The organism is Actinoallomurus oryzae, assembly GCF_039541955.1.
Lineage (GTDB): Bacteria > Actinomycetota > Actinomycetes > Streptosporangiales > Streptosporangiaceae > Actinoallomurus > Actinoallomurus oryzae.
Map to the genome: position 1 here is coordinate 1 of NZ_BAABHF010000039.1, position 25,331 is coordinate 25,331.

A 25,331-nucleotide genomic window follows, 5' to 3' on the forward strand; every position below is an offset into this window, starting at 1 on the left:
CGTACGCACCCGAACCGAAGTAGGCGATGTTGAGATAGCCCTCGAGGATCTGCTGCTTGGTCAGCTGCTTCTCGACGTTGACCGCGTACCGCAACTCGCGGAGCTTCCGCCCGAAGTTGGGGGCTTTCGCGGCCTGGGCCTCCTTCTCGTTCTTGGCGTTCTCGACCAGGAGGTTCTTGACGTACTGCTGGGTCAGGGTCGAGCCGCCCTGCTTGATCCCGCCGTCCTGCGCGTTGGTGACGAGCGCGCGGAAGGAGCCCTTGAAGTCGAGCGGGCCGTGATCGTAGAACCGGTCGTCCTCGATGGCGACGACGGCCTTCTGCATGATCGGGGCGATCTGGTTGAGACTCACCGACTCGCGGTTGTGCTCATAGAACACCGCGAGGACCTCACCGTCGGCGGAGTACACCGTGCTCCGCTCCGGCGGAGGCGAGAGACTGAAGTCATCCGGCATGTTCTGGAAGTTGTCCGACGCGTCCCGCGCCGCCATTCCCACACTGCCCACACCCGGCAGCGCCAGCAGGCCGACCAGCACTCCCGCGAAGGCAGCCGCGCCCAGCAGTCGCAGCAGCTTGACGATCACACGCTCTCGATCTTCCCTCGCACCCGTCACGCCCCATAGGTTACGCGGGACGAGACGTACATTTGGCACAGGTCACCGCAGACGGATGACTAGTTCGTTGCCGTCGGATGGCCCGGAGGGGCTATTTCGAGAATGGGCCCATCGGGGACTGTTGAATCCTCCCGTCGTTCCGTAAGTTCTTCCCCACGGCTTTCGTATGGCGGCCTGACGTCCGCGCCCGTCCGGCCTGGGCTCGCAACGACAACCGACCAAGGGGAGTGGGGCCAAGATGTGGATCACTGATTGGACCGCCCGCGCCGCCTGCCGTAACGCGGATCCCGACGCGTTGTTCGTGCAGGGCGCCGCTCAGAACCGGGCGAAGCTGATCTGCCGTGGCTGCCCAGTGCGCACCGAGTGTCTCGCGGACGCCCTCGACAACCGCATCGAGTTCGGTGTGTGGGGCGGCATGACCGAGCGCGAGCGTCGTGCGCTGCTGCGTCGGCGTCCCGACGTTACGTCGTGGCGTGAGCTGCTCGAGACCGCCAAGGAGCAGTACGAGCGGTCTCAGGACCCAGAAGAAGAGCTCGTCGCGAGCTGATTCATCGTCCGGCCTGGCCGCCACGAGGGCGGTCGGGCCATCGTCATGCCGCGAGGGCCATCGTCATGCCGCGGGCTCGGTGGCCTCACCGGCGAGGTCACTGCCGATCGCGCGCAGACCCTCCAGGTCGTGGACATCCTCGGCCATGGCGCCGACGGTCGCGACCGGCACGCTCGGGTGCGACGACGTGAAGCTCTCCCGCAGCCGCGTCTCCCGCGCGGTGATGTGCATGCGTTCGGCGTGCAGCCGCAGCAGTGACGCGGTGAGCCGGTGACTGCCGCGCGCCTCCAGCGTCTCGGCGGCGGCCTGGCTGCGCACCGCCGACAGGTGTGAGGCGTCCGAGCGGTGCACGCGGTTGACCACCAGACCGGCCATCGGCATGCGCTCCTCGGCGAGCCGCTCCACGAAGTACGACGCCTCGCGCAGCGCGTCGGGTTCGGGCGCGGCCACGACGAGGAACGCCGTGCCCGGTGCCTGAAGCAGCTTGTAGGTCTGCTCGGCCCGTTCGCGAAAGCCGCCGAACATCGTGTCGAAGGCCAGCACGAACGTCTGCATGTCGCGGATCAGCTGACCGCCGAGCACCTTCGTGATGACGCTGGTGAACATGCCGAACCCGGCGGTCACCACCTTCATCCCGAACCGCCCGCCGGCCTTGGCCGGCGCCATCAGCAGCTTGATGAGCCGTCCGTCGAGGAACCGGCCCATGCGCTCGGGCGCGTCGAGGAAGTCCAGCGCCGAGCGTGACGGCGGCGTGTCCACGACGATGAGGTCCCAGTCGCCGGAGCGGTGCAGTTGGCCGAGCTTCTCCATCGCCATGTACTCCTGCGTGCCGGACAGGCTCGAGGACAGCGACTGGTAGAAGGGGTTGGCCAGGATCTGCTGCGCGCGTTCGGGCTCGGCGTGCGCCTCGACGATCTCGTCGAAGGTGCGCTTCATGTCGAGCATCATCGCGTGCAGGTCGCCCTCGGCGCCCTCGACCGGGCGCGGGGTGTTGTCCAGCTCGGTCAGGCCGAGCGCCTGCGCGAGCCGCCGCGCCGGGTCGACGGTCAGCACGACGACGTCACGGCCGCGCTCGGCCGCGCGTACGCCCACGGCCGCCGCGGTCGTGGTCTTGCCCACGCCGCCGGACCCGCAGCACACGATGATCTTCGTGTCGGGATCGTCGATGAGGGTGTCGATGTCGAACACCGGAGGGACCTTCACGCCGCCCCCTGCCTTCTGAGCTCCTCGGCGAGTTCGTACAGCCCGGCCAGGTCCATGCCGTCGCTGAGGTGCGGCAGCTCGTACTGCGGCACGTCGGCGTCGGTGAGCCGGGCCATCTCGCGTCCTTGCAAGGTCGTGCGCCGCGCGTGGTCGGCGGCCTCGGCGGCGAGCGCCTGGGCGATCTCCGCGGCGTCGTCCTCGACGCCGGCCGCCTTGACGCCCATGCGGATGGTCTCGAGGTCCAGTTCGTCGGTGAGGGCGGCGGCGAGGTCGGCCTCGGGCAGCATCGGCGGCCGGACCATGTTGATCATCAGGCCGCCGACGGGCAGGCCGATCCGGCGCAGGTCGGCGATGCCGTCGACCGTCTCCTGGACGGGCATCTCCTCCAGGAGCGTGACGAAGTGCACGGCGGTCTCGGGGCTGCGGATGACCTTCATCACGGTGTCGGCGTGATGCCGGATCGGTCCGACCTTGGCGAGCCCGGCGACCTCGGCGTTCACGTTGAGGAAGCGGCTGATGCGGCCGGTCGGCGGAGCGTCCATCACGACGGCGTCGTAGATGAAGTGGCCCTTTTTGTCCTTGCGGCGCACGGCCTCGCTGGCCTTGCCGGTGAGCAGGACGTCACGCAGGCCGGGCGCGATCGTCGTGGCGAAGTCGATGAGGCCCAGGCGGGTGAGCGCCTTGCCGGCCCGCCGCAGGTTGTAGAACATCTCCAGGTACTCGAGCATCGCCTCTTCGGGGTCGACCGCCAGGGCGTACACATCGCCGCCCTCGGGCGCGATCGCCACCTTGCGCTCCTCGTACGGCAGCGGCGGGCAGTCGAACAGCTGGGCGATGCCCTGGCGCCCCTCGACCTCGATGAGCAGGACCTTACGGCCCCCGGCGGCCAGGGCCAGCGCGAGCGAGGCGGCGATCGTCGTCTTCCCGGTGCCGCCCTTGCCGGTGACCACGTGCAGGCGCACGCCGTCCCAATCGGTGTCTCTCGCCCTCACTCTTGCGAGGTTATCGTCCGGTTCGAGGCCGGTTCCCGGCGAGTGCAAGTGACGTCTGACACGCCTACCACGTGAAGGGCTAGTGTCGGACATAGAGGGAAGTGGCCGTCAGAAAGGTGAGCCTCGTGGCTGAAGCGGCGATCATTCTCCTGTGCGTCCTCGCATTCTTCGTATTGCTCATCGTCGTCTCGTCCGTCAAGGTCGTGCAGCAGGTCGAGCGTGGCGTGGTGTTCCGTCTCGGCCAGGTGCAGCCGCACTTCCGTGCGCCCGGGCTGACATTGATCTTTCCCGCGGTCGACCGGATGACCAAGGTCAATATGCAGACGGTCGCCATGGGTGTGCCCGCTCAGGACGGGATCACACAGGACAACGTGAGCGTGCGGGTGGACGCGGTGGTCTACTTCCGGGTGATCGACCCGGTCAAGGCCATCGTCAACGTGCAGAACTACAACTGGGCGGTCTCCCAGGTGGCGCAGACCTCCCTGCGGTCCGTCATCGGCCAGTCGGACATGCAGCAACTCCTCTCCGAACGCGAGACGATCAACGTCGAACTGCAGCGGATCATGGACCAGGCCACCGAGGCTCCCTGGGGGATCAAGGTCCAGCGGGTCGAGATCAAGGACGTCTCGCTGCCGGAGGGCATGAAGCGCTCGATGGCCCGTCAGGCCGAGGCCGAGCGGGAGCGGCGGGCGCGCATCATCACCGCCGACGGTGAGTTCCAGGCGTCCAAGCGTCTCGCCGCCGCGGCCGAGGTCATGGCCCAGGACCCGGCGTCCCTCCAGCTCCGCCTGTTGCAGACCGTCGTCGAGGTCGCGGCCGAGAAGAACAGCACCCTGGTCATGCCCTTCCCCGTCGAACTGCTGCGGTTCTTCGACCGGGCGGCCGGCGCCGGCCAGCCGGAGCGCGCCGAGGGCCACCGGCCCGACCTGGCCGAACGCCTGGCCAAGGCCGAGGAGGACCTCGCCAAGGCCGACGAGCCCTCGTCCATCGGCTCGGCCGATGACGTTCCGCCCGTGCCGGGCCTGGAGGCTGAGGCGCCCATTCAACACCCGGGCATCGAGTCGCCGAAGCAGCCTCCGCAGTAGGGGCACCGGCAATACTCACGAGTACGCGCGATTGTCGGGCGGCATTTCGGGCGTTGCTGCCACCATCGCCGGATGAACGCGGCTACCGACGACAGCGCGGGCGAACAGGCCGGACCGGGTTCGGTCTGGGACATCCTCGCCTCGCCGTACCCCGACAGCGGCGCCACGTCGCTCGTGACCAAATACCTGGACGGCGGCGATGCCGACGGCGCCCGCTGGCGGCTGGGCGACCCGGAGACCGGGGCGTACGTCGTGCTGAGCAAGTTCATGGAGCGCTACGTCGTCGCGGAGGTCTTCGACGCCCGTGGGCTGTCCGGCGACCAGGAGGAACGCCTCAAGGCGCTGGGCTGGGCCCTGGAGAGCATCGGCACCTCGCCGATCACGCCGACCTGGACCATCGGCTGGAGGTGGTACGAGAGTGACGAAGAGTTCCTCGCCGGCCGAGCGGAGAGCGTGGTCGGCGCGCTCCGTGACGTGCTCGCCGTGCCGGAGGAGCGCGTGCGCTGCTGGGCCTGGGGCGACGACGGCCCCATCACCGCTCCGTACAGGCTCCGGCACCGTGACGAGCGGCCCTCATCCCGGGGTGCCGCCGAGCAGTGCACCGACTGGGACGATCTGCGACGGCGGCTGGACTGGGTGCTGCAGACCCTTCCCACCGACGCAGCCGTGCTGATCACCTGCCCGACGCGCGGCACGACGACCGTGCAGTTCATGACCCACCCTTACAACGGCACCATCGCGACCGGCGCACTCGACCCCGCACTCGATCCCGCGTGCCCACCGGAGCCGGACGGCGAGCTGACCGAACGCGAGCGGCGGATGTTCGAGATCGGGTGGAGGGTCCGGCAGCACTACCCGGACGTCGCCGAGTGGACGCTCGGCGAGCCGGCGGTGTGGGCGGACATCGGACCGCTGGCCACGCAGGCCGTGGGGGCGCTGCGGGCACTCGGCTGCGAGTCCCCGGCGGAGCTGCGGTTCAGAACGTTCCGCAACGGGTCCGACAAGGACCCCGACTACCTCGGACCGGAGCTGGGCCTGCGGCCGGAGTGACGCCGCCGGGACGGTTAGAGTGCCGCTCATGACACGCTACGAATACGCGACCGTGCCGCTGCTGGTGCACGCGACGAAGCAGATCCTCGACAACTGGGGCGACGACGGCTGGGAGCTCGTCACCGTCATTCCCGGCCCCAACCCGGAGAACCTCGTCGCCTACCTGAAGCGGGAGAAGGCGTGAGTACGCCGGAGCGGCGAGCCGACGAGCGAGCGGAGTGGCCGGTGAGGGACGAGCCGGCCGCGGAGCGAGTGAGGAGGGGAGCGTGACCATGAGACCCGAGGAGAGGATCGTCGAGCTGGGTCTTGAGCTTCCCGAGGTCGCCACGCCGCTGGCGTCGTACGTGCCGACGGCGCGCTCGGGCGCGTACGTCTACACCTCCGGGCAGCTGCCGGTCGTCAAGGGCGAGCTGACCGCCACCGGCAAGGTGGGCGCCGAGATCGACCCCGAACGCGCCGCCGAGCTGGCCAAGGTCTGCGCGCTCAACGCCATCGCCGCCGTACGGGCCGAGGTGGGCGAGCTGTCGCGCGTACGGCGCATCGTCAAGGTCGTCGGTTTCGTGGCCAGCGCGCCGGACTTCTACGGCCAGCCGCAGGTGATCAACGGAGCGAGCGATCTGCTCGGCGAGGTGTTCGGCGACGCGGGACGGCACGCCCGCAGCGCGGTCGGCGTCGCGGTGCTGCCACGGAACGCCCCGGTCGAGGTAGAGCTGATCGCCGAAGTCGAATAGTGCCGTGTCAGTCAACGTCTGCCTCGTTGGGGAGGCGGGGTTGGCTGATCCTCGCTGTGGTGGGCGAGCGACTCCCCACTTCTGGTGGGGCGGGCCACGGCCGGCCATGGGGCCCCGCGGCGGTGCCGTGATGGGGGGACCGTCGGGGGTCACGCCGGGACCGTCCGGCACCGGGCAGGTGCCGTCCGGCTCGACGGTGCGTGATCACCACCGGGAACGTGTTGGATCCGCCGGTTGTGCCTTCGCCCCGCCTTGAGGGCCAGGACGCCGCGCGGGTCCCCGACCGTCAGGGTGCCGATCCGGCGTGCGACCGCCCAGTCGACGACGGTTTTGGCGGCTTCATGTTGGGCTCGGCGGACCCGCCGCCGGTGCCGAGCCTCGACGTTGCGCTGCCGGGCCCGGTGTTTCCGCCATCGTCGTGACCCGACCCGTCCGGGTTCGGGCGCCCGGCGTGCCATCGCTCGCTGCCGGTGTTTGGTGTCACGTAGGTGCAGGTGGGTTTCGGCGCGGATCGCCCGGCCCGACAGCACCAGCCCTTCCCCGTCCGGGCCCGCCACCGCAAACGGGTGAATCACTCCCAGGTCCACTCCCGCCACGCGGTGAGGATCGGGTTGCCGTTCTGGTGGATAGGCGGTGATGGGGACTTCGGCGGTGACATCGACGAACAACGCGCCGGCCTCGGCCACCAGAGTGATCGACCGCACCTGCCCCGCCTCGTAGGGGACCGGCCGGTCCAACCGGACCCACAACGGAGGGTTCCCGCGACCGGCCGGGAGCAGCAACCGCTGCCCATCGAGGGTGAACGTGCCGTGGTAGTAACGCACCGGCATCAACCGGCGTTTCCGCCGCGGATACCGCGCCGACCCGTCACCGTTTTTGCGGCGTTTGGCGGTGGCGAACCAGGCGTCACTGCTGCGCCGCAGCACCGACCGCGCTCCGACCGTGTCCAGTTCCCCGAACGTGCCCGGCCCCGCAGCCGACAACTCCCGGCACAACGCCTGATACCCCACGATCGGCGGCAGGCCGCGTTGGCGTCGCCAGCGGTTCATATCCAGCGCGCACGCCCACACGTCCCCTGCCGCGACCAGCAATCCGAAACACCGGCGCCGTTCCCTGGCAGAGGTACGCAGACCGATGCGGGCGGTCCGCATGACCACCCACCCACCTTCATCACGTCGAGGCACCAGGCGATTACAGCAGGTGCATACGACAAGAATTTCGGTAGCCCTCACCACCTGATCGACACCCGCCCGAGAGCGAACACACAGCGGCCACGCCACCTGACAAGCCCACGCAGCTCCCCAACCGCTTCCACGCAGCACACGGGGTGTCCACACTTCGCGGAGGGAAGGCCCACACCACAACAGGGTGAACATTGCCCTGCCACAGCACTAGATTTCGGTCGGTACGCCCCTGTCGGCAGGGGACCGTCCTGAGCGAGGAGGCGCCTTGGCGGACTCACCCGGCTTCCGGCTGCCCGATGGCCTGGCCGAACGCGCACGAGACATCAGCGAGGGCAGGGTGGAGGCGGTGACGCCGCGCGACGCCTCCACCGTGATCCTCCTCCGCGACTCCCCGGCCGGGCTCCTCGTCTACCTGCTGCGACGGGTGTCGTCGATGAAGTTCGCGCCGGGCGCCTACGTCTTCCCCGGAGGGTCGGTCGACCGGCGCGACGGCGACGTCACGATCGGCTGGGCCGGGCCGTCCCCGGCCGAGTGGGGCGCCGCCTTCGGCGCCGACGAGACGATCGCCCGCGAGCTGGTCTGCGCCGCCGTACGCGAGACGTTCGAGGAGTCGGGTGTGCTGCTGGCCGGTCCGGCCGAGGACGCCATCGTGCCCGACACCAGCGCCGACGACTGGGAGGCCGACCGGGAGGCACTGCTGGACCGGTCGTCGTCGCTGGCCGAGCTGCTCGCCCGGCGCGGCCTCGTGCTCCGCGGCGACCTGCTGCGCCCGTGGGCGCACTGGATCACCCCGGAGGTCGAAAAACGCCGCTACGACACGAGGTTCTTCGTCGCCGCTCTTCCGGAGGGCCAGCACACCCGCGACGTCAGCACCGAGTCCGACCGGGTCCTGTGGATCCGGCCGGGCGAAGCGGCGGAAGCCGCCCGGCGGGGCGACATGCCGATGCTCCCGCCGACGCTGGTGACGCTGACCGAGCTGGCCGCGTACGACTCCGTGGCCGCCGTGCTGGCGGCGCGCCGTACGATCCAGCCCCGAGTACCCTCCGCCCGCGTCATCGACGGCCGCGTGTACCTGGTCATGCCCGAGGGGGTCAGCCTGTGAGCGAGGAGGGCGAGCGACCAATGAGCATCGACGGGATGGGGACTGAGCGGGCGCTCTGCGTGCTGGCGCCGAACCCTTCCGAGATGACCCTGGACGGCACCAACACGTGGGTGCTGCGTGAGCCGGGTGCCGCGCGGTCCCTCGTCATCGATCCGGGGCCGGAGGACGCGGGGCACCTGCGCCGGGTCGCCGAGGTGGCGGGCCCGGTGGCGCTCGTGCTGCTCACGCACGGCCATCCGGACCACGCCGAGGGCGCCCGTACGTTCGCGTCGATGGTGGGCGGGGTGCCCGTACGCGCGCTCGACCCCGCGCTGCGGCTCGGTGAGGAGGGCCTGGCCGAGGGCGACGTGGTGGAGCTGGACGGCCTGGAGCTGCGGGTCATGCAGACGCCGGGGCACACGCCGGACTCGCTGACGTTCTGGCTGCCCGCCGACCAGGCGGTGCTGACCGGCGACACCGTCCTGGGCCGCGGCACGACGGTGGTGCATCGCCTGGGCGACTACCTGACCTCCCTGGACCGCCTGCGCGCGATGGCCGAGGGCACGCGGGTGATCCTGCCGGGTCACGGGCCGAAGCTCGACGACCCGGTGGGCGCGCTGGACTACTACATCGCCCACCGTCGCGAACGCCTCCAGCAGGTCGAGGACGCACTCGCCGCCGGCGCCCGTACGGCCCGGGAGGTGGTGGAACGCGTGTACGTCGACGTGGACCGCTCCCTGTGGCCGGTCGCCGAGTCATCGGTGGCGGCGCAGCTGGAGTACCTCGCCGAACGCGGGGTCTCGCCCTGATGGAGACGCTGCGCAAGGACGTCGTCGTGGTCGGGCTGGGGGCGTTCGGCTCGGCGGCGCTGTGGCGGCTGGCGTACCGGGGCGTCGACGTCGCCGGCGTCGAACGCCAGGCCATCGGCCACCACCTGGGCTCCTCGCACGGTCAGACCCGGTTGTTCCGCGTCGCATGTCAGGAGCATCCCGGGCTGCCGCCGATCGCGCTGAAGACTCTCGAGCTGTGGACGTCGCTGGGCGAACAGGTCGGAGAGACGCTCGTACGCCAGACGGGTTGCCTCAGCGCCGGCGCGCCGGACAGCGGGCCGGTACGCGGCTCGCTGGAGGCCGCCGCGGCCGCCGGGGTGCCCGTGTCGTCCCTGAGCCATGGGGAGCTGGTCGCGCGGCAGCCACAGTACGCGGGCCTCGCGCCCGGTGACGTCGCCGTGTGGGACCCGGGGGCGGGGATCTGTTACCCCGAGCGGAGCGTACGGGCTCACGTCGCCGCCGCGCGACGGCTGGGTGCCGACGTCTACCCGCACACGATGGTCACCGGGATCGAGGCCGACGACGACGGCGTCACCGTACGGACGCCGACGGTCGCCTTCCGCGCCGCGCAGGTGGTCGTGGCGGCCGGCGCTTGGCTGGGCACGCTCGTGCCCGGCCTGCCGCTCCAGCCGCGGCGCACGCCGCTGTACTGGTTCGCACCGCGCGATCCGGCGTCGCAGGACTTCACCCTCGCGCGCTTTCCCGCGTTCATCTGGCGCCGGGAGAACGGCGACGGGCTGTGGGGCCACGGCTCCGACGAGGACTTCGGCGTCAAGGTCGGCCTGCACCGCGACGAGCCGCAGGAGGTCGTCGACCCGGAAGAGCTCGACCGGTACATCCATCCGGCCCGCGATCTGGACGAGCTGTCCGCCGCCGTCGCGGCGGCGTTCCCGGGGCTGGACCCACGGCCGGCGAAGGTCATCCCGTGCATGGTCACGGACTCGGCCGACGGCCAGTTCGTGGTCGGGCGGCCTCCCGGACGGTCCCGTCTCGTCGTGGCGGGCGGGGACAGCGGGCACGGCTTCAAGCACGCGGCCGGCGTCGGTGAGCTGCTCGCCCAGCTGGTGACCGGCGAGGACCCGTACTGTGCGGTGGATTTCCTCGACCCGGCACGGTTCGCGGCCGAGCAGTAGTCCGGACTTTTTTAAAGGTGGGCGGGGGTCCACGGAAGTAACGGTGAAAGGTCCCCCGACTCACCGAAACCGCGAGCCGGCGTTGCCCTGGCTTCTCGGCGTGGCCCGCAACCTGCTGCTCAAGCAGCGGGACAACGGCTTGCGGCGCCGTGCGCTGGTCGACCGGATCAGCGCCCTGACCACGGGCGCGGACCTGGTGGCGTGGGACGTCGCGGATCACGTCGTCGAGCGGGACAGCGCGCTGGCCGCGATCGCGCGGCTCCCCGACGACGACCTCGAACTGCTGTCGCTCGTCATGTGGCATGGCCTCGCCCCACGGGAGGCCGCCCAGGTCGTCGGCTGTTCGACCGCGACGTTCTTCGTCCGCCTGCACCGCGCGCGCCGCCGCCTCACCAGAGCGATCGACAGCGCGCCCACCCCCCGTACCCACCGTCCCGCCTCCCGCGTCGCCGACCAGGCGAGCCGATGAGCTCTGGAGTCCCGATGAAGCAGCACAACGCCGACGACATGTTCCGTACGCTCCGGCCGGCCGACCTGGACACGCTGGTCGCCGAGGCGCACGCTCGCCGCCGCGACCGGGATCTGGCCGCCGCGTGGGACGGCGCCGACGCGGCCGCTCCCGCACGCACGGCGCGGCGCCGGATGCCGCGCCTGCTGGTGGCGACACTCGCCGCCGGGGCGGTCGCCGCTGCGGCGGCGGGTGTCATCGTCGCCACGGACGGGTCGGGCGGGCACGGCCGGCCGGCGCCCGTGCCGGCCATGGACGCACGCTCGGTGCTCCTGGCCAGCGCCGACAGCGCCGCCAAGGCACCGGCCACCACGGGCGCCTACTGGTACGTCCGGGAACGCGAGACCTCATTCCTGAGCCCCGTCAGCCTGACCGCCGCGCAGAAGAGGAGGATCGCCAAGAAGCTTTCCAAGGGCGCGCCTCCGCGCAAACCTCAGTCACCGCCGCTCAGCGCGTACGTTTCCCAGACGGAGGACAGCTGGTCCGGCCGCGACCGCCACGACCGTACGATCACCGGGATCGACCGGGCGATCCGCTTCGCCTCACCGGCCGACAAGGCGAAGTGGCAGCGGCTGAGCGCCGGCGCCAAGCGGCGGTGGGGGCTGGACGAGTCCGAGAGGCCGCAGGTGGGCAACTACGACTTCTCGAAGGTGAAGCTCAGCGTCACCCAGCGCGACAAGACCGTTGACGCCCTGATGAGGCTGCCCGCCGACCCGGCCGCCCTGGAGCGGACGCTGCGGATCTGGTTCGGGCACGAGAACCGGTCGGCCGAACGGCACGACGGCGAGCCGGCGGTCGGCGACTTCACGCAGTACGTCTTCGGCGAGGCGCAGGACCTGCTCGCCGGGCCGCTCACACCGGGCGCCCGAGCCGCGCTCTACCGCGTGCTCGCCGGGCTGCCGGGCGTCCACTCCCTCGGCCCGGCCACCGACGCGTTGGGCCGTCGCGGCGTGACGCTCACCGCGGGATCGGCGGCCGAGGCCAGGGACGGTTCGGAGATCCGCCTGATCGTCGATCCGAGCACGGGGCGGCTTCTCGCCCAGGAGTCCGGGCGCCGCGGGTCGCCCGATCTGACCATGACGTACGAGGCGATGGGCTGGGTGAACACGCTCGGCGCCCGTCCCTGACGAGAGCGAAGGACCGCCTGCACCGGGCGGCCCTGCCGTCAGCGGGAGCGCTTGCGGAGGCGTTCGATGTCGAGGACCTGCACGGCGCGGGCCTCGATGCGGAGCCAGCCGCGCTGGGCGAAGTCGGCCAGGGCCTTGTTGACCGTCTCGCGGGAGGCGCCGACGAGCTGGGCCAGCTCCTCCTGCGTCAGGTCGTGGTGGACGTGCAGGCCGGTCTCGGTCGGCTGGCCGAAGCGCTCGGCCAGGTCGAGCAGGGCCTTGGCGACCCGGCCCGGCACGTCGGTGAAGACCAGGTCGGCCATGATCTCGTTGGTGCGGCGCAGCCGCTGGGCCAGCGCGCGCAGGAGGTGGATGCCGATCTCGGGGTGGCCCTTGAGGAACGGCCACAGGTCGCTGTGGCTCAGCGCGGCCAGCCGTCCCTCGGTCACCGCGATCGCGCTCGCCGTACGGGGCCGCGGGTCGAACAGCGACAGCTCGCCGAACATCTCGCTCGGTCCCAACACGCTGAGGAGGTTCTCCCGGCCGTCGGGGGCCGTACGGGTAAGCTTGATCTTGCCTTCGAGGATGACGTAGAGGCGATCGCCCTCCTGGTCCTCGGAGAACAGCGTCTGACCACGTGACAGGTGCACCTCTGTGACCGTCGCGCGCAGCGCCTTCGATCCCTCTTCGTCGAGCGCCTCGAAGAGCGGCGCGCGGCCGAGCACCTCGACGTCGCGGTCGTTCACGTTTCCTCCTCGGTAACCTACGACCATAAGTGTGACGCACGTCGCAGTGTGAACGTGACGCGGCCCCCCTTTTACTCTCACGTTCCGTCCGTGCCGACCAGGGATTACCGTCATTCGGTTCGTACGGCCCGCCCTGCGGGGCCCGCGGCACCGGCGCGATGCGGAACCGTGGTCGCGGCCCCGTCCCGACGCTCTACCCTGGCAGGCATGGCGACGGATGTGACCCCACGAGCGCGAGCCCGCAAGTGGCAGTCGGAGACGCGTCTGGGGCTCGTGCGGCGCGCGCGGAAGATCAACCGAGTGCTGGCCGAGACCTATCCCGACGCTCACTGCGAGTTGAACTTCGAGACCCCCTTCCAGCTGCTGGTCGCCACGGTGCTTTCGGCGCAGACCACCGACAAGCGGGTCAACCTGACGACTCCGGAGTTGTTCGCCAAGTACCCAACGCCCGAGGATCTGGCCGCCGCCGACCCCGAAGACGTCGAGGGCATCCTCAAGCCGACCGGGTTCTTCCGCGCCAAGACCAAGTCCGTCATGGGGCTGTCCGCGGCGATCCGTGACGACTTCGGCGGCGAGGTGCCCCGGACGCTCGAGGAGATGGTCAAGCTGCCCGGAGTGGGGCGCAAGACCGCCAACGTCGTGCTCGGCAACGCCTTCGACGTGCCCGGCATCACCGTGGACACGCACTTCTCCCGGCTGGTCAGGCGGTTCCGCTGGACCACCGAGACCGACCCGGTCAAGATCGAGTACGAGGTCGGCGAGCTGATCCCGCGCAAGGACTGGACGATCCTGTCGCACCGCCTGATCTGGCACGGCCGGCGGATCTGCCACGCGCGGCGGCCCGCCTGCGGTGCGTGCCCGCTCGCGCCGCTCTGCCCGTCGTTCGGCGAGGGGCCGACGGATGAGAAGACGGCGAGCAAGCTGGTCCGGCCGGGTCCGTTCTCGTGACCCGCGCGTTCGACGTTCCGGACTGCCCGGAGTGGTTGCGCGACTTCGTGGCAGCGGCGCCCGCCACCGAGGTGCCCGAGCAGCTGAGGCCGCCCGCCAACGGCGCACGCGCCGCCGCGGTCCTCGTCCTGTTCGGTGAGGGCCCGGAGGGTCCCGACCTGCTGCTCCTGCAGCGCGCCGACACGCTGCGCAAGCACGCCGGGCAGCCGGCCTTCCCGGGCGGCGGCATCGACCCCGGCGACGACGGACCGGTCGGCGCCGCGCTGCGCGAGGCGGCCGAGGAGACCGGCCTCGACCCCGGCGGCGTCGCCGTGCTGGCGACCATGCCCGAGCTCTACGTCTCCCACAGCGGCTACCGCGTGACCCCCGTGGTCGCCTGGTGGCGCGAGCCGTCCGCGATCGCCGCCGGAGACCCCGGAGAGGTCGCCTCGGTGGCCCGCGTGCCGATCTCCGAGCTCGCCGACCCGGTCAACCGGCTGCGGATCCGCGGTCCCTCCGGACATCTGGGGCCCGCCTTCCGCGCTCGTGGCATGCTCGTATGGGGATTCACCGCCGGGATTCTTCACCGCGTACTCCAGGTCGGAGGCTGGGAACGCCCATGGGACAAGAGCCGCGTCGAAGAGCTTCCGTCCGAGGTCATCGAGCTCGGCAAACGCGAGTAGTCCCGCATACGTACGCTGCCGGAGCGGATCTGGTCCGCCGAGGGGACGTGCGCGACGGCCTTTCCGCTATACGGTGAACCAGTGCTGGGCGATCACCTTCTCGATCTGATTCTTCTGGCGCTCGTCGTTCTGTTCGCGATCTCGGGTTACCGACAGGGCTTCATCGTCGGTTCGCTGAGTTTCGTGGGCTTCGTCGGCGGCGTCATCGTCGGCATGCTCATCGCGCCGCCGATCGTCAAGGCGGTCGTCGACGGCCCGGCCCAGCAGGCCCTGCTGGCCATCGTGATCCCGTTCCTCACCGCGACGCTGGGCCAGCTGCTGGCCTCCTCGGTGGGCTCGGCCCTGCGCAGCCGTGTGACGTGGGACTCCGCCCGCAGCGTCGACGCGGTCGGCGGCGCGTGCGTCAGCAGTGTCGCGGTCCTGATCGTCGCGTGGCTGATCGGCACCTCGCTGGTCACCTCGCCGTTCGTGTGGCCGCGCACGCAGGTCAAGGACTCCACCATCCTGCACGGCGTGAACGCCTTCATGCCCGACCAGGCCGAGACCTGGTTCTCCTCCTTCCGCGGGTTCGTCTCCAAGACCGGTTTCCCGCAGGTCTTCGGCGGGCTCGGCGGCGAGTCGATCGTCGACGTCCCGCCCCCGGACAACAAGATCCTCAACACTCCCGAGCTGCGCCAGGCCCGCAAGAGCATCGTCAAGATCATCGGTACCGCCCGCAGCTGCCAGCGCAAGATCGAGGGCACCGGCTTCGTGTACGCCCCGGGCCGCGTGATGACCAACGCCCACGTGGTCGCCGGCGTCGACTCCAACCCCCGGGTGTTCACCATGGGCAGCGGCACGTTCAGCGGCCGGGTGGTGCTGTACGACTACAAGCGCGACGTGGCCGTCCTCGACGTGCCGGGCCTGTCCCTGCCGACGCTGAAGTTCGACGGCACGGCCCACACGCGCGACGACGCCGTGGTGGCCGGCTTCCCGAAGAACCACCCCTTCACCACCCGCCCGGCCCGCATCCGCGCGAAGCAGAAGGCACGCGGCCCGGACATCTACCACTCCGGCCAGGTCACCCGCGAGATCTACGCGATCCGGGCCCTGGTCGAGCAGGGCAACTCCGGCGGACCGCTCCTGGCCCCGAACGGCAAGGTCTACGGCGTCGTCTTCGCCGCCGCGCTGGACAACAAGGACACCGGCTACGTCCTGACCGCCGCCGAGGTGGCCCCCGACGCCCAGGCGGGCGTGAACGCGGTCCACGAGGTCTCGACCCAGTCCTGCTCCGACTGAATGACCGGTTTCCTCGAGGCCACGCGTACGGCCTATGACACGATCGCGGGGCGCTACGCCGAGCGTTTCCACGACGAGTTGGCCGACCAGCCGCTCGAACGCGCGCTGAAGCCGGACGGCCACGTGCTGATCGCCGTCCTGGTCGGCGACGAGCGGCTTCACCGCACCGAGGCGTTCGGCCACGAGATCGCCCTGGACTACCACCTGCGCCCGCCGGAGCTCCTCGCCGACGAGATGACGAGGGCGGGCCTCACGGTGACCACGCGCGTGTTCCGTGAACGCCAGGAGGGCGAGTCCCTGCCGCGAGCCTTCCTCCTGGCCCGCAAGCCGGTCACCGTACCGGTTATTCGCCGTCTTGTACCAGGCGTGGGGCTAGGTCGTCGACGGTGACCGACGTCAGGCCGTCTCGGCCGATACGGTCGGCCAGGGTACGGGCGCGCTCGGACAGGGACCCGGCGGCGATGCCGTACGGGGCCGGGTCGTAGGCCGCGATGCGGTCGGCGGCGCGGCGGAGCAGGGCCTGGGCGCCCTGGGCGTTGCCGCGCCGTACGTGGGTGAAGCCGACCGCCATCTGGGCCAGGCCCTTCCACAGCTCGCGCTCGGGGTCCGGGGCGGCCTTCCAGGCGGCCTCCAGCACCTCGTGGGCGTGGAACGGGCGGTCGGCGTCGAGCAGGCGCTGCGCCTCGGCCAGGGCCTCCTCCGGCGGCGCCACGTAGTCGTCCGGCACCCGTTCCTCGCCCTGCGCGCCGTGGGGGAGCGGGCGGCCGTACGCGTCCCGGGGACGGGCGTTGCGGGCCCGGCCCGCCTCGTCGCGGTCGCGGGCGTCGCGGCCGCGGTCCGCCTCGTCGCGGGTCCGGCGTGTCTCGTCGCGGTCCATCATCGGTCCGGCTCCGGGTCCGACAGCCAGCCGAGGAGCTCCTTGTCGAAGCTCTCGGGGCGTTCTTCGTGCGGGAAGTGTCCGGCGCCCTCGATCAGTTTCCAGCGGTACGGCGCCTCGACGTAGCGGCCCGAGCCCTGCGCGCTGCGCGGCAGCACCGAACGGTCGAGCGCGCCGTGCAGGTGCAGCACCGGTACACGGATCGGAGCGCGCATGCGGCGGGAGTAGCGGATGCCGTCCGGGCGCAGGAGCGAGCGGATCGTCCAGCGGTGGTACTCCAGCGCGCAGTGGGCGACGGCCGGGATCTGGAAGGCCGTGCGGTACACCTCCTCGGTACGGGCGTCCGGCCAGCCCGGCCCCGACCAGTCGCGCAGCAGCTCGCCCACGAGGGCGGCGTCGTCCTTGACCAGGCGTTTCTCGGGCGCGATCGGCAGCTGGAAGCCGAGCGCGTGGCGGGCCGCCCAGCCCTGGTGGCGCAGGTCGGTCAGCAGCGAGTGGCCCAGGCGCAGCGGATGAGGGGTCGAGACCGCGACGAGGCGCTGCACGACCTTGGGGTAGTAGACGCCCATCGTCCAGGCGAGCAGGCCGCCCCAGTCGTGGCCGACGACCGTGGCGTTCGCCTCGCCCAGCGAACGCACCAGGCCGGCGACGTCGCCCGCCAGCGTGACGAGGTCGTACCCGCGCGGCGGCTTGTCGCTCCCGCCGTACCCGCGCAGGTCGACGGCTGCCGCGCGGTATCCCGCCGCGGCCAGCGTCTCCAGCTGCCGGTGCCAGGTCCACCAGAACTCCGGGAACCCGTGCGCGAACAGGACCAGCGGCCCGTCGCCGAGCTCGGCGACGTGGAAGCGGGTGCCGCCCGCGCTCACCGACCGATGCCGCCAGGGGCCTTCGATCAGGACGGCGGATTCGTCGGACATGACACCTACTCGGTGAGGGCGGGCTTGGACTCGTCGTTGCCTCGGCGCAGCATGGCGATGTCGTCCTTCATGGTGCGGCGTGTCCGGCTGACGCCGGTCATCTTCTTCATCCGCCACAGGCCGATCCCGATGAGGATCGCGGCGAGCACGACGTACGCGCCGGCGACGATGAGGAAGGCCGCCCAACCCCAGATGCCGGCCGTCATCAGAGCGAGCGCCGCGGCGATCGACACCAGGATCACCACGATGCCGCCGATGAGCCCCGCGACGGCGAACAGCGTGCTGCCGAGGGCGGCCTTCTTGGCATCGTCCTTGAGCTCGAGCTTGGCCAGCTCGATCTCGGACTTGACCAGGCGGGAGACGCTCCCGGTGGCGATGGCGACCAGCTCGCCGAGCGACTTGTCCTCGAGCTGCCCGTCGGACCGTACCTCCGTCATGGTTCTCCTCCTCCGTACGGGACGACGCGTCCCCGGGCGCGGGCGACGGCGGCCGGAGTGATCGAAGCCTGAGTGATCGAAGACCGCCTCGTCAGAGGTTAGCCCTGTCCGGCGTCACGCGTCGTGACCATCCCTTTTCGGATTCCCCGTAACGGTGCCGCACACGCGCGGGAGGGCGCGGCCCACCGGCCACGCCCTCCCGTGTCGCGTACTGGCGGCCCGGGCGTCACGCCCGGATCCCGGCCCGCCACCGGCGTGTCTAGTCCTCCTTCTGGGCCGGCAGCTTCTCCTTGATCAGGTCCATGACCGTGCTGTCCGTCAGGGTGGTGACGTCGCCGAGCGAACGGTGTTCGGCGACGTCGCGCAGCAGGCGGCGCATGATCTTGCCCGAGCGGGTCTTGGGCAGCTCGGGGACGATCATGATCTGGCGCGGCTTCGCGATCGGGCCGAGGTGCTTGGCCACGTGGTTGCGCAGCTCGGCGACCAGCGCCTCGCCGTCGTCCACGGTGTCGCCGCGCAGGATCACGAACGCGACGATCGCCTGGGTGGTCGTCGGGTCGGTCGCGCCGACGACCGCGGCCTCGGCGACCTTCGGGTTGGAGACCAGGGCCGACTCGACCTCGGTCGTGGAGATGTTGTGGCCGGAGACGAGCATGACGTCGTCGACGCGGCCGAGCAGCCACAGGTCGCCGTCCTCGTCCTTCTTCGCGCCGTCGCCGGCGAAGTAGAGCCCGTCGAACCGGGACCAGTACGTCTTGACGTACCGCTCGTCGTCGCCCCAGATCGTCCGGAGCATCGACGGCCACGGCTCCTTGACCACGAGGAACCCGCCGCCGCCGTCCGGCACCGGCTTGCCCTGGTCGTCGACCACGTCGGCCTCGATGCCGGGCAGCGGACGCATCGCGGCACCGGGCTTGGCGTGCGTGACGCCCGGCAGCGGAGAGATCATCAGCGCGCCGGTCTCGGTCTGCCACCACGTGTCGACGACGGGGGTGCGGTCGCCGCCGATGTGCGTGCGGTACCAGATGTAGGCCTCGGGGTTGATCGGCTCACCGACCGAGCCGAGGAGCCGCAGCGAGGACAGGTCGTGCTCGGCCGGGATCTCCGCGCCCCACTTCATGAACGTGCGGATCGCGGTGGGCGCGCAGTACAGGATCGTGACCTTGTACTTCTCGACGATCTCCCACCAGCGGCCCTTGTGCGGCGTGTCGGGCGTGCCCTCGTACATCACGCTCGTCGCGCCGTTGGCCAGCGGTCCGTACACGATGTAGGAGTGCCCGGTCACCCAGCCGATGTCGGCCGCGGTCCAGAACACGTCGGTGTCGGGCTTGAGGTCGAAGACCGCGTGGTGGCTCCAGGCGACCTGGGTGAGGTAGCCGCCCGTGGTGTGCAGGATGCCCTTGGGACGTGCGGTCGTGCCCGAGGTGTACATGACGTAGAGCGGGTGCTCGGCGTCGTGCGGCTGGGCCTCGTGCTCCTCGCTCTGCCGGTCGACGAACTCGTGCCACCAGATGTCCTTGTCGTCGTTCCAGGCCACGTCCTGGCCGGTACGGCGGACGACGAGAACGTTACGCACGTGGTCGAGGCCCTCGATCGCCTCGTCGACGGCGGGCTTGAGGGCGCTCGGGGCACCCCGGCGGTATCCGCCGTCGGCGGTGATCACGATGTGCGCGTCGCAGTCCTCGATGCGGTTGCGCAGCGCGTCGGAGGAGAAGCCGCCGAAGACCACGGTGTGCGGCGCGCCGAGCCGGGCGCAGGCCAGCATCGCGATCACGGTCTCCGGGATCATCGGCATGTAGATCGCGACGCGGTCGCCCTTGTTCACGCCCAGCTCGGTGAGGGCGTTGGCGGCCTTGCTGACCTCGCGCTTGAGGTCGGCGTACGTGATCGTCCGCGTGTCGCCGGGCTCGCCCTCCCAGTGGTAGGCGACCTTGTCACCGTTGCCCGCCTCGACGTGGCGGTCGACGCAGTTGTACGCGACGTTGAGCTGCCCGCCGGTGAACCACTTGGCGAACGGGGGGTTCGACCAGTCGAGCACGTTGTCCCATTTGGTGTTCCAGTGCAGCCGCTCCGCCTGCTTCTCCCAGAACGCCAGACGGTCCGCCGCCGCCTCGCCGTAGGCTGCCTCGGTGACGTTGGCCGCCGCGGCCAGCTCTGCGGGGGGAGCGAACCGCCGGCTCTCTTGAAGAAGGTTGGACAGGGTTTCGGTTGGGGGTTCCTGCGCCACGGTGCGCTCCTTCAGCCAATGGGTGAGTCGGTGGTCTATCTAGCCACTCCAGCAGTTCTACGCCGGTGGTGACAAGGGGCAGCGGCCCGTGTCACCGGGCCCCGCGCAGGGTACCCGCTGACCGCCGATTAGGGTCATCCGAATGAACGACCCATTTGCCCATGTCGCGGCGTTGTCCGGGGTTTCCGAGGCCGTCGCCTCGGCGCGGGAGGCGGTGGACCGGTTGCTCGGTCATCGAATCCTACGGCGGCGGAGCGCGGAGGTCTCGGCGGAGTCGGCCCTGCGCGGCGCACGCGCGTCCGCGGAGCTGGAGGGTGCGCCGGCGCCGCTCGAGGACGTACGGGCGGGGCTGGTGGAGGATCCGCTGGTCCAGGGGGCGCTGCGAGTGTCGGCGTCGCTGGGGTCGCTGGCGCCGACGTGGCGGGTGGCGCCGCGCCAGGCCCTGGCGCGGCTGCACGTCCTGGCCGTCTCCGGCTCCGACACGGAGGAGCTGGGACGTCCCCGTGCGTCGCTCGAGGCCACGGACCCGCTGGTGCTGGGATCACCGCCGTCGCCGTCGGAGGTCGCGGACCGGCTGTCGTCGCTGAGCGACCTGCTGACGGCGCCGACCGAGGCTCCGGCCCTGGTGGTCGCCGCCGTCGCCGAAGGGGAACTGCTGGCGCTGCGGCCGTTCGGCTCGGCGGACGGCCTGGTGGCGCGGGCGGCGGCACGGCTGACGCTGATCGACCGGGGTTTGGACCCGAAGTCGCTGGCGGCACCGGAAGTAGGGCATGTGGAACTCGGATCCGCTTATGGCGAAGCGATCCGCGCCTATGTCTCGGGCGCTCCGTCGGGGGTGGCGCAATGGGTGCGTCACTGTGCGGAGGCGACCGCACTTGGTGCCCGGGATGCCTTGGCGGTTTGCGAGGCATTCACACGCAGATGAGCTTAATGCCCGAATTTACGAAATTGAGGGTGCAAGCAAAGCGAGCGGCGTTCCCGTGGGAACGTCGCTCGCCGTCACGTCAGACCGGGTTACCAAGCGTGCACCTTCATCAGTCGGACCGGGTCAAGCCCGTCTCGACACGCCTACCGCGGCTGGTCGCGCGTGGGTGCCCGGCTGCCGTGCTCGGACTATACGTCCTTGTCACCTGTCTACGCCGAATTCCCGCAGATGACAAGCCCTGTACGGTGGGTCCGGCACGGGGCGTTCGCCGGATGTTCGCCGTGTTGATGTCACGTGGGGGTGGAAGGGGCGTGTCGTTCCCGCCATCAGGTCAAGCGGTTACCTAGAGTGATCTATGTTCCGCCTGGTTCGGTCAAGCCGCGTTCAGAACCGACGCGCACTCGGCCGCTACGCTGCGGAACTCGCGGTCGGTGTTCACGCTGTGACACAGGTGGTGTATGTCCGAATATGTCTTGGGGACGGTGTCCTGGAGGCTTCTTGAAATAGAACGCCTCTCGACGCAACGGACGGTGATGGGGCAACATATGTCGAATCTGCATACACTGGGGAAGCTAGGTATACGTTCTTGCTGACGATGGCCTGTCTTCCGATTTAGGTTGGCTAACAGACTTCCCTCGGAAAAACGGGACCGGCTCTACCCCCCCAGAGCCGGACCGTACGGCGACCCCCGCTCTCCCCCCCGGCGGGGGTCGCCTCGTTTTCGCAGGCCGTGCGGTGTTCCACGCCTTTTTCTCACCGGTCATTCCGGCCGCGGCGGCTCGTCCGCGCGGTCTCGCGGACCGTTGACCGCCTGTGGCCACGCCCGGCGCCCGGACGTTGTCCGGACTGCACAACCGGGCCCGGCGGCTGGGCCGGTTCGTACCACGCGGGGTGGGCGACCGGCTTCCTAGCCTGATGTCCATGGAGCTTGCGAACTTCGTCGACGGGGAGTTCGTCTCGATGGCGGGCGACCAGACGGAGATCGTCGACCCCGCGACGGGCGAGGTGTACGCGGAGGCGCCGCGGTCGGACGCCCGGGAGATCGACCGGGCCTGCGCGGCGGCGGCGCGCGCGTTCGGCGGGTGGCGGCGGACGACGCCCGCCGAGCGGATGGGCCACCTGCTGCGCATGGCGGACGCGCTGATGGCGATGTGGAAGATCGGCCCCGCGCTCGCCGCGGGCAACACCATCGTGCTCAAGCCCTCGGACACGACCCCGGCCAGCGCGGTCTACCTGGCCGGGCTCTTCGCCGGCACCCTGCCTCCCGGGGTGCTCAACGTCGTGTGCGGCGACCGGGACACCGGCGCCGCGCTGGCCGCGCACCCGGTCCCGGCCATGGTCTCGATCACCGGCAGCACGGCGGCGGGCCGGGCCGTCGCGCGGTCCGCCGCGGACACCGTCAAACGCGCCCACCTGGAGCTCGGCGGCAACGCGCCGGTGGTGATCTTCGAGGACGCCGGCCTGGAGGCCGCCGCCGAGGCGGTCGGCTTCGCCGGCTACTTCAACGCCGGTCAGGACTGCACCGCGGCCACCCGGGTGATCGTCGCGAAACGGGCGCACGACGCGTTCGTCGCCGCGCTCGTGGACCGGGTGCGCGCGATCAGGCTGTCGCCGGAGGAGACCGGCGACGGCACGCTGGCCATCCCACCGCTCAACAATCCCGCCCAGCTCGCGCACGTCGCCGGCCTGGTCGCGCGGACGCCGTCGCACGCGAAGGTGATCGAGGGCGGCGAGACGGCCGGCGGGCCCGGGTACTTCTACCGGCCGACGGTGGTCGACGGGATCACCGCGGCCGACGAGCTCGGCCGTACCGAGCTCTTCGGGCCGGTGGTCACCGTGCAGACCTGTGCCGGCGAGGCCGACGCGATCCGGCAAGGACCTGTCGCTCTACTCCGTCGAGGAGTACACGCGCGTCAAGCACGTCATGTCGGCGTTCGGCGAGGACGCCGAGTGACCTGTCCCCTATCTGCATTTGGAGGCTGCGACTCATGACGGACGCACCGAGGATCGGGCCGGTGGACGCGACGCAGATCCCGCGCTACGGCGAGCCCGCCACCTTCGCGCGCCTGCCGCGCACCGACCAGGTCGACCAGGTGGACGTGGCGATCGTGGGCGTGCCGTTCGACACGGGCGTCTCCTACCGGCCGGGCGCGCGCTTCGGACCGGGCCACGTCCGCGCGTCGTCGAAGCTGCTCCGGCCCTACCACCCGCCGCTCGACGTCGAGCCGTTCGGGCTCCAGCAGGTCGCCGACGCCGGTGACATCGGGGTGAACCCGTTCGACATCGGCGAGGCGATCCACACGATCGAGCGGCGGTCGGACGAGCTGCGCGCCGAGGGCGCCCGGCTCCTGACGATCGGCGGCGACCACACCATCGCGCTGCCGCTGCTGCGTTCGCTGCACCGCGACCATGGCCCGATCGCGGTGCTGCACTTCGACGCCCACCTGGACACCTGGGACACCTACTTCGGCGCCCCCTACACGCACGGCACCCCGTTCCGCCGGGCCGCCGAGGAGGGCCTGCTCGATCCCGAACACTGCATGCACGTCGGGATCCGCGGCCCGCTGTACTCGCGCGAGGACCTCACCGACGACGGCGTGCTCGGGTTCCAGATCATCCGGGCCGACGACTACGAGACCGGCGGGACGGCCGCCGCCGTCGAGCGGATGCGGGCGCGGCTCGGCGACCGGCCGGTGTACGTGTCGGTCGACATCGACGTGCTCGACCCGGCCCACGCCCCCGGTACGGGCACGCCGGAGGCCGGCGGCCTCACGAGCCGGGAACTGCTGGCCACGCTCCGGGGACTGGCCGGTGCCGAGATCGTCGGAGCCGACATCGTCGAGGTGGCCCCGGCCTACGACCACGCGGAGATCACCGGGATCGCCGCGGCGCACGTCGCCTACGAACTGCTCAGCGTCCTCGCCGTGGGCCGTGACGGCGGACGGCCCTGAAGAACGACCGAGGAGTGGAGAACCGTGCACAACCCCAAGCCCGCATTCGCCTGGTCCCCGAAGGGGTGGCCGTCCGAGCGGGCGTACGCCGTCCCGGACGCCGAAGAGGTGTGGTGCTACACCGACCGGTTCTCCTCCTTCCCCGGCGAGACGGTCGCCTTCCACCTCAGCGCGAGCGTGCACTTCTTCGTGGTCAAGGCCGCGCCCGCCCGGCGGCCGAGGGGCGCGATCGTCCTGACCACCAGCACGATGCTCGCCTACAACGACTGGGGCGGCGCCAACCACTACCGGGGGCTGGGCGACGACCCGCGTGAGGACGCGGGCAGCCCGCTGTCGTCCACCCGGCGGCCGATCGCCCGCGGGATGATCCGCAAACCCGCGGGCGTGCCACGGGAGGCGAACCACCTCACCCTGCCGATGAACGGCGCACCCCGGTACGCCTCGTACGAGTGGGCTCGTCTGAACGGCTACAGCCGACACCACGCGGACGCGTTCTGGGCCACCTACGAGCGGCCGTTCGTCCAGTGGGCCGAGCGGCACGGGTACGAGCAGGCTGAGCGACGATCTGACGACGCAGTTCTGCTACCGGCTGCCCGCGCTCGACCCGGACGCCGCCCGGTCACCGCGGACGGCCACCACGGTCTGGGAGGCCAAGTCGGTGGGGCGCCCGGGGGCCACCACGATCGGCCTGAACGGCCTCGGCGGCATCTACAGCCCGACTACGTCCACGAGGGGGAGATGCGCGGCGCTGGCATGATCGCGGCCTTCACCCGGGGCCGGGGCGAGGTGTTCAACGGGGGCTCGACGGAGTGGGCGCACGCCCTCAGCGTCGGCGATCCGTTCGTCGACCGCATCGTCCGCAACGCGCTGGACCGGTTCCTGACCCGCGAGATCGGAGCGCCCCATGAGCATCAGTGACATCGTCCGCCTCACCCCCCAGAACGGCAGGACCACGGTGCCGCCCCTCGACGGCTACCAGGTGCTGTCGGAGCGCTGGGAGGAGACCGAGTACCTCGCCTACGGCGGCCCGGCGCGGGAGTACTCCGGCGGGTACTGGACCGGCGAGCCCGGAGCGGTGCGCATCGACCCGTGGCCGTACGACGAGATCTGCGTGCTCCTCAGCGGCCGGGTCGCCGTGGCCGACCTCGACGGCGGCCGGGCGGAGTTCGGCGCGGGCGAGGCGTTCTTCATCCCGCGGGGATTCGCCGGCGACTGGGTGACGATCGAGCCCACGAGCAAGATCTTCGTGGCCGTGACCCGCTGAAACACACTGATCGGAGCAGGTGAGCGGTCCGCCTAT

General features: G+C 70.8%; 27 protein-coding genes and 1 pseudogene. 19 read left to right on the forward strand and 9 right to left on the reverse strand.

Annotated elements, in window-relative coordinates:
* On the reverse strand, positions 1-613 hold a 613-nt coding region (locus ABEA10_RS31160; RefSeq protein ID WP_345470005.1), incomplete at its 3' end, for a transglycosylase domain-containing protein.
* Positions 614-851: 238 nt separating this feature from the next.
* Here ABEA10_RS31160 and ABEA10_RS31165 point away from each other — a divergent pair.
* Positions 852-1,160: a WhiB family transcriptional regulator gene (locus ABEA10_RS31165; RefSeq protein WP_285584468.1), complete on the forward strand. Its 309-nt coding sequence runs from the start codon at positions 852-854 to the stop codon at positions 1,158-1,160.
* Between the two features lie 63 nt (positions 1,161-1,223).
* Here the strand turns inward: ABEA10_RS31165 and bagB are convergent, their stop codons facing one another.
* Both bagB and bagA read right to left on the reverse strand, forming a co-directional pair.
* Positions 1,224-2,363 (reverse strand): ATPase BagB, encoded by a 1,140-nt coding sequence (gene bagB, locus ABEA10_RS31170; RefSeq protein WP_345470011.1) that lies wholly within the window; start codon positions 2,361-2,363, stop codon positions 1,224-1,226.
* Positions 2,360-3,355 carry an ATPase BagA gene (bagA, locus tag ABEA10_RS31175; RefSeq protein ID WP_345470013.1) on the reverse strand — a complete coding sequence of 332 codons (996 nt, stop codon included), beginning with the start codon at positions 3,353-3,355 and terminating at the stop codon, positions 2,360-2,362. Before bagA ends, bagB begins: the two co-directional genes overlap by 4 nt.
* A 125-nt stretch (positions 3,356-3,480) precedes the next feature.
* On the opposite strand from bagA, the gene ABEA10_RS31180 reads away from it, so the two are divergent.
* From ABEA10_RS31180 to ABEA10_RS31195, 4 genes are all read left to right on the forward strand, one after another.
* Positions 3,481-4,440, forward strand: coding sequence for a slipin family protein (locus ABEA10_RS31180; protein WP_345470015.1), 960 nt, complete (start codon positions 3,481-3,483; stop codon positions 4,438-4,440).
* A gap of 72 nt (positions 4,441-4,512) precedes the next feature.
* Entirely contained in the window at positions 4,513-5,490 is a 978-nt protein-coding gene (locus tag ABEA10_RS31185; RefSeq protein WP_345470017.1) for a TY-Chap domain-containing protein, read from the forward strand.
* A gap of 28 nt (positions 5,491-5,518) precedes the next feature.
* Positions 5,519-5,674, forward strand: a complete 156-nt coding sequence (gene sp36, locus ABEA10_RS31190; RefSeq protein ID WP_285584477.1) for a Sp36 family protein — start codon at positions 5,519-5,521, stop codon at positions 5,672-5,674.
* Positions 5,675-5,762: 88 nt separating this feature from the next.
* Complete coding sequence (locus ABEA10_RS31195) at positions 5,763-6,221, forward strand: RidA family protein (protein WP_345470251.1); 459 nt, start codon at positions 5,763-5,765, stop codon at positions 6,219-6,221.
* A 149-nt stretch (positions 6,222-6,370) separates the two neighbouring features.
* On the opposite strand, the gene ABEA10_RS31200 is transcribed toward ABEA10_RS31195, so the two are convergent.
* Positions 6,371-7,372 carry a transposase gene (locus ABEA10_RS31200; RefSeq protein WP_345470253.1) on the reverse strand — a complete coding sequence of 334 codons (1,002 nt, stop codon included), beginning with the start codon at positions 7,370-7,372 and terminating at the stop codon, positions 6,371-6,373.
* A 298-nt stretch (positions 7,373-7,670) separates the two neighbouring features.
* Between ABEA10_RS31200 and ABEA10_RS31205 the strand changes: the two genes are divergently transcribed.
* The 5 genes from ABEA10_RS31205 to ABEA10_RS31225 are packed head-to-tail and all read left to right on the forward strand — an operon-like array spanning position 7,671 to position 12,084.
* Positions 7,671-8,507 (forward strand): NUDIX hydrolase, encoded by an 837-nt coding sequence (locus tag ABEA10_RS31205; protein ID WP_345470019.1) that lies wholly within the window; start codon positions 7,671-7,673, stop codon positions 8,505-8,507.
* A gap of 20 nt (positions 8,508-8,527) precedes the next feature.
* Positions 8,528-9,295 (forward strand): MBL fold metallo-hydrolase, encoded by a 768-nt coding sequence (locus ABEA10_RS31210; RefSeq protein ID WP_345470021.1) that lies wholly within the window; start codon positions 8,528-8,530, stop codon positions 9,293-9,295.
* Entirely contained in the window at positions 9,295-10,449 is a 1,155-nt protein-coding gene (gene solA / locus ABEA10_RS31215; protein WP_345470023.1) for an N-methyl-L-tryptophan oxidase, read from the forward strand. The genes ABEA10_RS31210 and solA overlap by 1 nt, the downstream gene beginning before the upstream one ends.
* A gap of 43 nt (positions 10,450-10,492) precedes the next feature.
* On the forward strand, positions 10,493-10,918 hold the full coding sequence (locus ABEA10_RS31220) for an RNA polymerase sigma factor (protein WP_345470025.1): 426 nt from the start codon (positions 10,493-10,495) through the stop codon (positions 10,916-10,918).
* Between the two features lie 14 nt (positions 10,919-10,932).
* Positions 10,933-12,084 (forward strand): CU044_5270 family protein, encoded by a 1,152-nt coding sequence (locus ABEA10_RS31225; RefSeq protein WP_345470027.1) that lies wholly within the window; start codon positions 10,933-10,935, stop codon positions 12,082-12,084.
* A gap of 38 nt (positions 12,085-12,122) precedes the next feature.
* Here ABEA10_RS31225 and ABEA10_RS31230 read toward each other — a convergent pair whose 3' ends face one another.
* Complete coding sequence (locus ABEA10_RS31230) at positions 12,123-12,809, reverse strand: Crp/Fnr family transcriptional regulator (RefSeq protein WP_345470029.1); 687 nt, start codon at positions 12,807-12,809, stop codon at positions 12,123-12,125.
* A 207-nt stretch (positions 12,810-13,016) separates the two neighbouring features.
* Here ABEA10_RS31230 and nth point away from each other — a divergent pair, with 207 nt between their 5' ends.
* The 4 genes from nth to ABEA10_RS31250 all read left to right on the forward strand — a co-directional run bounded on the left by nth (position 13,017) and on the right by ABEA10_RS31250 (position 16,087).
* The gene (gene nth, locus ABEA10_RS31235; protein WP_329248182.1) at positions 13,017-13,757 is read left to right on the forward strand and encodes an endonuclease III; all 741 of its coding nucleotides are present in this window, start codon (positions 13,017-13,019) and stop codon (positions 13,755-13,757) included.
* Complete coding sequence (locus ABEA10_RS31240) at positions 13,754-14,419, forward strand: NUDIX hydrolase (protein ID WP_345470034.1); 666 nt, start codon at positions 13,754-13,756, stop codon at positions 14,417-14,419. Before nth ends, ABEA10_RS31240 begins: the two co-directional genes overlap by 4 nt.
* 81 nt (positions 14,420-14,500) lie before the next feature.
* On the forward strand, positions 14,501-15,697 hold the full coding sequence (locus ABEA10_RS31245; RefSeq protein ID WP_425550981.1) for a MarP family serine protease: 1,197 nt from the start codon (positions 14,501-14,503) through the stop codon (positions 15,695-15,697).
* Complete coding sequence (locus ABEA10_RS31250; RefSeq protein ID WP_345470036.1) at positions 15,698-16,087, forward strand: hypothetical protein; 390 nt, start codon at positions 15,698-15,700, stop codon at positions 16,085-16,087.
* Here the strand turns inward: ABEA10_RS31250 and ABEA10_RS31255 are convergent.
* The 4 genes from ABEA10_RS31255 to acs form a co-directional block, all read right to left on the reverse strand.
* Positions 16,041-16,577: a DUF309 domain-containing protein gene (locus ABEA10_RS31255; protein ID WP_345470038.1), complete on the reverse strand. Its 537-nt coding sequence runs from the start codon at positions 16,575-16,577 to the stop codon at positions 16,041-16,043. The genes ABEA10_RS31250 and ABEA10_RS31255 overlap by 47 nt on opposite strands.
* On the reverse strand, positions 16,574-17,491 hold the full coding sequence (locus ABEA10_RS31260) for an alpha/beta fold hydrolase (protein WP_345470040.1): 918 nt from the start codon (positions 17,489-17,491) through the stop codon (positions 16,574-16,576). Before ABEA10_RS31260 ends, ABEA10_RS31255 begins: the two co-directional genes overlap by 4 nt.
* A 5-nt stretch (positions 17,492-17,496) precedes the next feature.
* Positions 17,497-17,928: a phage holin family protein gene (locus tag ABEA10_RS31265; protein ID WP_329248163.1), complete on the reverse strand. Its 432-nt coding sequence runs from the start codon at positions 17,926-17,928 to the stop codon at positions 17,497-17,499.
* 259 nt (positions 17,929-18,187) lie between these two features.
* Positions 18,188-20,155, reverse strand: a complete 1,968-nt coding sequence (gene acs, locus ABEA10_RS31270; protein WP_345470043.1) for an acetate--CoA ligase — start codon at positions 20,153-20,155, stop codon at positions 18,188-18,190.
* A gap of 142 nt (positions 20,156-20,297) precedes the next feature.
* Between acs and ABEA10_RS31275 the strand changes: the two genes are divergently transcribed.
* From ABEA10_RS31275 to ABEA10_RS31295, 5 genes and pseudogenes are all read left to right on the forward strand, one after another.
* Positions 20,298-21,080 carry a Fic family protein gene (locus tag ABEA10_RS31275; protein ID WP_345470045.1) on the forward strand — a complete coding sequence of 261 codons (783 nt, stop codon included), beginning with the start codon at positions 20,298-20,300 and terminating at the stop codon, positions 21,078-21,080.
* A 915-nt stretch (positions 21,081-21,995) separates the two neighbouring features.
* A pseudogene (locus ABEA10_RS31280) lies at positions 21,996-23,034 on the forward strand (aldehyde dehydrogenase family protein).
* A 34-nt stretch (positions 23,035-23,068) separates the two neighbouring features.
* Complete coding sequence (speB, locus tag ABEA10_RS31285) at positions 23,069-24,031, forward strand: agmatinase (protein ID WP_345470047.1); 963 nt, start codon at positions 23,069-23,071, stop codon at positions 24,029-24,031.
* Positions 24,032-24,055: 24 nt separating this feature from the next.
* Positions 24,056-24,949 (forward strand): N,N-dimethylformamidase beta subunit family domain-containing protein, encoded by an 894-nt coding sequence (locus ABEA10_RS31290; protein WP_345470049.1) that lies wholly within the window; start codon positions 24,056-24,058, stop codon positions 24,947-24,949.
* Positions 24,936-25,295: a cupin domain-containing protein gene (locus tag ABEA10_RS31295; protein WP_345470051.1), complete on the forward strand. Its 360-nt coding sequence runs from the start codon at positions 24,936-24,938 to the stop codon at positions 25,293-25,295. The genes ABEA10_RS31290 and ABEA10_RS31295 overlap by 14 nt, the downstream gene beginning before the upstream one ends.
* Positions 25,296-25,331 lie beyond the last annotated feature (36 nt).

What these genes read in the sequence shown, in the direction of transcription:
- ABEA10_RS31165 (WP_285584468.1), top strand. Translation starts at nt 852, where the DNA reads ATGTGGATCACTGATTGGACCGCCCGCGCCGCCTGCCGTAACGCGGAT.
- ABEA10_RS31185 (WP_345470017.1), top strand. Translation starts at nt 4,513, where the DNA reads ATGAACGCGGCTACCGACGACAGCGCGGGCGAACAGGCCGGACCGGGT.
- sp36 (WP_285584477.1), top strand. Translation starts at nt 5,519, where the DNA reads ATGACACGCTACGAATACGCGACCGTGCCGCTGCTGGTGCACGCGACG.
- ABEA10_RS31195 (WP_345470251.1), top strand. Translation starts at nt 5,763, where the DNA reads ATGAGACCCGAGGAGAGGATCGTCGAGCTGGGTCTTGAGCTTCCCGAG.
- ABEA10_RS31200 (WP_345470253.1), bottom strand. Translation starts at nt 7,372, where the DNA reads ATGCGGACCGCCCGCATCGGTCTGCGTACCTCTGCCAGGGAACGGCGC.
- ABEA10_RS31210 (WP_345470021.1), top strand. Translation starts at nt 8,528, where the DNA reads ATGAGCATCGACGGGATGGGGACTGAGCGGGCGCTCTGCGTGCTGGCG.
- solA (WP_345470023.1), top strand. Translation starts at nt 9,295, where the DNA reads ATGGAGACGCTGCGCAAGGACGTCGTCGTGGTCGGGCTGGGGGCGTTC.
- ABEA10_RS31225 (WP_345470027.1), top strand. Translation starts at nt 10,933, where the DNA reads ATGAAGCAGCACAACGCCGACGACATGTTCCGTACGCTCCGGCCGGCC.
- nth (WP_329248182.1), top strand. Translation starts at nt 13,017, where the DNA reads ATGGCGACGGATGTGACCCCACGAGCGCGAGCCCGCAAGTGGCAGTCG.
- ABEA10_RS31250 (WP_345470036.1), top strand. Translation starts at nt 15,698, where the DNA reads ATGACCGGTTTCCTCGAGGCCACGCGTACGGCCTATGACACGATCGCG.
- ABEA10_RS31255 (WP_345470038.1), bottom strand. Translation starts at nt 16,577, where the DNA reads ATGATGGACCGCGACGAGACACGCCGGACCCGCGACGAGGCGGACCGC.
- ABEA10_RS31260 (WP_345470040.1), bottom strand. Translation starts at nt 17,491, where the DNA reads ATGTCCGACGAATCCGCCGTCCTGATCGAAGGCCCCTGGCGGCATCGG.
- ABEA10_RS31265 (WP_329248163.1), bottom strand. Translation starts at nt 17,928, where the DNA reads ATGACGGAGGTACGGTCCGACGGGCAGCTCGAGGACAAGTCGCTCGGC.
- ABEA10_RS31275 (WP_345470045.1), top strand. Translation starts at nt 20,298, where the DNA reads ATGAACGACCCATTTGCCCATGTCGCGGCGTTGTCCGGGGTTTCCGAG.
- speB (WP_345470047.1), top strand. Translation starts at nt 23,069, where the DNA reads ATGACGGACGCACCGAGGATCGGGCCGGTGGACGCGACGCAGATCCCG.
- ABEA10_RS31295 (WP_345470051.1), top strand. Translation starts at nt 24,936, where the DNA reads ATGAGCATCAGTGACATCGTCCGCCTCACCCCCCAGAACGGCAGGACC.